Source organism: Fulvivirga kasyanovii, assembly GCF_009711405.1.
Lineage (GTDB): Bacteria > Bacteroidota > Bacteroidia > Cytophagales > Cyclobacteriaceae > Fulvivirga > Fulvivirga kasyanovii.
Window position 1 is genome coordinate 1254 of record NZ_SMLW01000665.1, and the last position, 5954, is coordinate 7207.

Here is a 5954-nt window from a genome sequence, read left to right on the forward strand (position 1 = left end):
TTTGAATTTGAGGCCAATGTAATAGCGGTGGGCAATCTTTCTGTGGGAGGAACCGGAAAAAGCCCGATGGTGGAATACCTGATCCGTTTGCTTAATCATAAAAAGATAGTGACGCTAAGCCGCGGGTATGGCAGGGCAACGCGCGGGTTTCGCCTGGCCGGTAAGGATGATTCGCCGAAGACCATTGGTGATGAACCCTATCAGTTTTTCAACAAGTTTAAAAATATCCATGTAGCGGTAGGGGAGCAAAGGGCAGTAGCTATACCTTTTATACTTGCCGAGCTACCCGAAACAGAGGTTATCCTGCTGGATGATGCTTTTCAACATCGCCCGGTAAAACCCAGCCTGAATATACTGCTGACAGATTATAACAAGCCCTTTTTTAAAGATTTTATATTGCCATCCGGCAGGTTGAGGGAAAGCAGGAAAGGAGCCAGGCGTGCTGATATGATAGTGGTAACGAAATGCCCTGAACAGGTTGATTTTGAATATTATGAAAGCCAGATCAGGAGGTATAATGACCGGGCTCCTATAGCCTTTACGTCGATTCAGTATATGAAGCCGGAGGCGATATCAGGAAAGGAGGCTTTTAACCCTGAGGTGTTCCTTTTTAGCGGTATTGCCAATCCTGCTCCTTTAAAGGCATATGTTTCATCTCAATACCGGCTTGCGGGAGAGCACTATTTCCGTGATCACCATCGTTACAGAACGGAGGATATCCAAATGTTGACCAAAGCTTTTGAAGGATCTGAAGGGGCAAAATGTCTGCTTACCACAGAAAAGGATATGGTGAAGTTGCTTCCTTTTATTAAAGAGGGACATTTTAAGGGTATTCCGGTTTTTTATTTGCCGATAGAGACGGTGTTCATGAAAGGTGGCAGGAGATTTGATGAAACGGTTTTGAATTCCCTGAAGGCTTATTCTTATTAGTTGTTTTTACTTAGTTTTGCGTGTGGATTTGAAAAAAGTACTACTTGTTTTGTCAGGCCTCTGCCTGATTGCCCATATTGGTTTTTCGCAGATAGTAATTCCTGAAGAAGAGGAAGAGACCGAGCGCATTGGCTCTGGTATACTGGACGACTCTACCAAACAGATATATGGCCCCACCACTACCCGTTTTACCCTTGAAGGGAACATCAAATACAACAATCCGCAATACTGGAATATAGACACCACAGTACTTAATCTTCACCGGTATCAATATGTGGCCAGGGAGCTGAATTTATATCAGGACCTGGGCAATATAGGAACAGCCATTTCTCCCATTTATCCCAAACTGCCCTACCGAATAGGCGCCACCTCAGGCTTTACGGTTTATGACATGTATTATGAGGGGCCGGAAGCTGTCAGGTACTACGATACCAAATCACCATACTCTATGTTTGGTGTGATCTGGGGTGGTGAAGGCCGTGCTATTACAGATGCCAAATACAGCAGGAATATAGATGAACGATCCAATATTGGTATTGACTTCAAAGGCCTTTTCATTGACAAACAGATACAGAGGGTAAGGCGAGGGGACAGGCATGTTGAGGGTATTTACTACCGGGGTTATGGTAGTTACAGCACTAAAAACGGGAAATATACTTTACTTGCAAACTTCATCAGGAACCGGCATCAGGTGGATGAATATGGTGGGATTTTATTGCCGAGAGATACGACCAAAGCCGCTTATTTTGCTGAAAACAGGCAGACTACACTCACTGAAGCCAGTACCGATGAGCTTCGCACCAATTACCATCTGTACCACCAATATAAATTGAATGATTTCATTCAGTTGTATCATTCATTTGACCGCTACAAGCAGCAAAACGATTTCCTGGATACACCGGATACTACCTCTACTTTCTATGACTTTTATGAGGTTGACTCTACAAATACAAAAGACCGCTCAAAGCTCACTTATATTCAGAATGAGGTAGGGGTGAAAGGTGACATTGGTAAAACCTTCTACAACTTTTATTATAAAGCCAGAAAAGTAGACTTTGAGTACAAATATCTTGAGGAAGATACGCTTGGCTTTGAAACCGATTATCTGGAAAACTATGCCGGGTTTAACCTCCGCTTTGGTAATGATTCTGTGAGCTATATCAGTGCTTATGGCGAATACATGCTTGGTGGTGAATACAAACTTGGCGGGGAAATCAGGAACCGCTGGTTTTTTGGAGAGGTATACAGTGTTAAATACCTTCCTTCTTATATTCAAAGAGCTTACAGGGGAAGCCATGATGTTTGGAAAAATGATTTTGACTCTCCCATATCTTCCAGCCTGAGGGCAGGGTTAAACCTTAAACTTGGTCCGGTGCGGTTAATGCCTTCTGCCGAGTACACACTATTGACGAACTATATTTATTTCAGGGACAACAATGCAGAAGAGGGGCAGCGGGTCTTACCTGCGCAAACCTCTGGTGACATCAGTCTGCTGAAAGGGCAACTTGACCTGAGTGTAGATTTCCTCAAGGTCTTTAACTTCAATACCAAACTTATTTACAGCAATGTATCGGGTGGGTCTGCTGATGCGATCCGAGTGCCTGAGCTATTTGGTAATGCCCAGGTTTACTACCATCAAATATTGCTAAACGGGAATCTGGAGTGGCAAATCGGATTTGATCTTCATATGAGGAGTGCTTATTATGCCCAGGCTTATGACCCGATAATCATGCAGTACTATGTACAGGATGAGTTTAAAGTCGAGCCTTATCCGGTATGGGACGTCTTCCTGAATGCCAAGATCAACCGCGGCAGGTTTTTCCTGAAATACAACAACATTGTCAGGGTATTCCGCTCTACGGGCTATTTTATGACACCGTACTATCCGGCTCAGGATGATATTTTTGACTTTGGATTTAGCTGGTCTTTTTACGATTAATTGATAATGGATAAACACGTACTTGGTTTAGAGCTTCCTACAGACCCACGATGGGTGAATATTGCAGAAAAGAACATCGAAGAAATACTCATTGACCACGCTTATTGTGAGCAAAAGGCTGCCAGTTCGTGCATTTCCCTGATCGTTAAATTCCCCGAAAAGCAGGAGCTTGTCGAAATGCTCACGCCGGTAGTGGCAGAGGAGTGGAGCCATTTTGAGCGTGTTATTGAAGAAATGAAGAAGCGCGGTTACTCCCTGGGGCCCATGCGGAAGGATGAATATGTAGCTAAGTTGAGCAAAATCGAGAAAAAAGGGGGGAGCCGAGAAGAGCAGCTCGTAGAAAAGCTTCTGTTCAACGCACTCATTGAAGCAAGAAGCTGCGAACGATTCAGGCTGCTTTGGAAAAATATCAATGACGAAGAACTTCAGAAATTTTATTATGAACTGATGGTCTCCGAAGCAGGCCATTACAAGAACTTCTTAAAGCTGGCCAAAACTTACCTGCCCGAAAAACGGGTAATGGAAAGATGGCGTGAAATACTGGCCGCCGAGGCAGAGATCATTGAAACCCTTGAAGTAAGAGGGGATAGGATGCATTGATGGGCGTATTCGGTGATCGGTAAGAGGTAATCGGTAATCGGTGTGATTGGTATTCGTGGGGTGATTTATATTTCTACGGTGTTACTATCGCCTTGAGGGGATTACAATGTTATTAAGCACATTCCTATCTCCGAATACTTGCATGTGTGCCAAGCAGGGTTATATTCTATAGCATGGCTTTCCTATGGCACATATTTGCTTTTCGTTTTTCTATAAATATTATGTCCTAGGACATTAGGCCGTCTTGTCATGAATTACGCCGCGATAATCCCGGAGGGATAAAATATTTGTAGGAATAGCCATTTAGATCAGATTGTCCTGTAGGGACAAAACAGACAGGCACTTGAAGTGTGGCCTTAGCTTAATAGCATTGGAGGGGATTATAGGGGTGTTTTAAACCGATAAACCTTGAATAGTAAATAAGTTTTAGTTTAAACCTGTTAACTCTAATCAGGGAAGTTCAATCGGCATATCGGTGATGAGTAATCAGGTAATCCGTTTTTTCAAAACTAAATCGCGGCTTTACTAAACTTTCAAAGGTTTGGTAAGCTTTACTTTTCTGTAGTACTGGCTGAGAGTAGCCTTAAGCAAAGGTTGCCTTTTTGTGCATCACCTCACCCTACTAACAGTCATCAGGCCGGAATGGGCTAGTATGCTTCTCCGTACCGGAAGAGGGAGTTTTGTGACTATGTTACTGCTTCAGTTATCTAAATGTAGGTTCAATTCACCAGTCACCTCTTACCGATCACTGATCACCTCTTACCAAATACCGGTCACCTTTCACCGCTCACAAATGGAACAAGCGTAAAACCTGTGGAGTGAATGGATTGGAAAGTAAAACAAGTAATGTGAAACTTGCCACTGAAAATCAGTAAACCGTGCTTATTGTTATATTATACGAGTTTGTCTACTGCTTTTGCCGATTGCTATTAACAACTGTCTTGTCGGCAAAGAGGTGAAAACTTAGTGTTTCCCCAGAAATTTGGCTTGATCCTCCCAAATCAGGTCTTTTGTTTTTTCTTCTTCGCTGCGGGGAACAGGATGTTGTTCAGGATCAGGCGGTAGCCCGGGGAGTTGGGGTGCAGGTTGAGGTCTGTGGGTTCTTCGTTAACGAGGTGTTGATAGTCTTCGGGGTCGTGACCACCGTAGAAAGTCCAGAATCCTTTTCCAAACACTCCATGAATATATTTTACCTCTTTTATGGATTTGTTTTCTCCCATTACTACCACATCAGGCTTTACGAGGCTCTTCTTATAACCGGTGGTTTGTCCGTAGAAGCCTTTGATCACACGGGTATGGTTTTGTGTAAGCATGGTGGGTATCGGATCCCACTTGGCGGAAAACTCGAATAGGTTAAAGTAGTCGTTTTCCTCACGAAGGCCTCTTTCAGAAAACTGGTTGTCAATATTGGAGAATTCGTACTCGTAAGGGTCACGTGATATTTTAAAATTGTCGAAGGCGAATGTGCTTTCAAAGTTTAGCTTTTGCTGGGCGGTAGGGTCAGCCGGGTCGCCGTCGTACATGCGCTCTACAATGTCAAGGCCTTCGGCGGCCAGGGCTATATCATAGGTGTCGGTGGCGGAGCACATGGCAAACAGGAAGCCGCCTCCGCTCACAAATTCTTTAATACGCTTGGCTACGGCCAGTTTGAGGTGGGACACTTTGTTGAAACCATGCTTTCTGGCTGATTCCTCAAATTCGCGTTGCTGCTCAATGTACCAGGGCATATTTTTAAAAGACCGGTAGAATTTGCCGTATTGCCCCGTAAAATCTTCATGGTGAAGGTGAAGCCAGTCGTATTTGGGCAGCTCACCGACCAAAACTTCATCATCAAAAATTACGGTATATGGAATTTCGGCATAAGTTAACACCAGGGTAACGGCATCATCCCATGGAAGTTTGCTTTTAGGAGAGTAAACGGCAATTTTTGGAAATTTTTCCAGCTTCATAATATCCGTGTTGGACGAAGGCCTGGCTATATTTTCAATGATGCTATTAGCCTGGGCGTCTGAAATCACCTGATAGCTCACACCTCTTATGATCAATTCATTTTCAAACTTTTGATAATACTTGCACATGAAGCTTCCGCCTTCATAGTTCAGGAGCCAGTCCACTTCAATGTCGTTCTGGAGGATCCAGTAAGCAATCCCATAGGCTTTTAAGTGGTTAGACTGTTTTTCATTCATCGGGATGTAAATGTAGCTGGCATAGGTGTGGCCGAATATTGTAAGTGCCAGAAGGATGGTGAAAACAATTCTTTTCATGCGTAAAAGTTTACTTCAATGGCCGGCTGGGCCCTGATAAAAAATATTTTAAAGACCTTCCTCTTGTGAAGGTTGAAATTTCAACTTTCTAAATTACCGATAAAACGCCTTATCAACTAATCAGATAATTTGTAAATGTATGAACGATATTATTAATTACTTTAGTTTCGCAAAAGTAGGATTTCCATGGATTTACAAGAAAATATAAAAGAGGGATTAAA

The 5954-nt window shown here is 43.1% G+C and carries 4 protein-coding genes; 3 read left to right on the top strand and 1 reads right to left on the bottom strand.

The features are described from left to right. From lpxK to E1163_RS26385, 3 genes are all read left to right on the top strand, one after another. Window positions 1-930 (top strand): tetraacyldisaccharide 4'-kinase (gene lpxK, locus E1163_RS26375; protein ID WP_185156222.1); only part of this gene is annotated, 930 nt, incomplete at its 5' end. A gap of 28 nt (window positions 931-958) precedes the next feature. After that, the gene (locus tag E1163_RS26380; RefSeq protein WP_221418085.1) at window positions 959-2869 is read left to right on the top strand and encodes a putative porin; all 1911 of its coding nucleotides are present in this window, start codon (window positions 959-961) and stop codon (window positions 2867-2869) included. Between the two features lie 6 nt (window positions 2870-2875). Further along, window positions 2876-3469: a MiaE family protein gene (locus tag E1163_RS26385; RefSeq protein WP_155176074.1), complete on the top strand. Its 594-nt coding sequence runs from the start codon at window positions 2876-2878 to the stop codon at window positions 3467-3469. A 1001-nt stretch (window positions 3470-4470) separates the two neighbouring features. Here the strand turns inward: E1163_RS26385 and E1163_RS26390 are convergent. Next, window positions 4471-5733: an asparagine synthetase B gene (locus E1163_RS26390; RefSeq protein ID WP_155176076.1), complete on the bottom strand. Its 1263-nt coding sequence runs from the start codon at window positions 5731-5733 to the stop codon at window positions 4471-4473. Window positions 5734-5954: the final 221 nt, after the last annotated feature.

What these genes read in the sequence shown, in the direction of transcription:
- E1163_RS26385 (WP_155176074.1), top strand. Translation starts at nt 2,876, where the DNA reads ATGGATAAACACGTACTTGGTTTAGAGCTTCCTACAGACCCACGATGG.
- E1163_RS26390 (WP_155176076.1), bottom strand. Translation starts at nt 5,733, where the DNA reads ATGAAAAGAATTGTTTTCACCATCCTTCTGGCACTTACAATATTCGGC.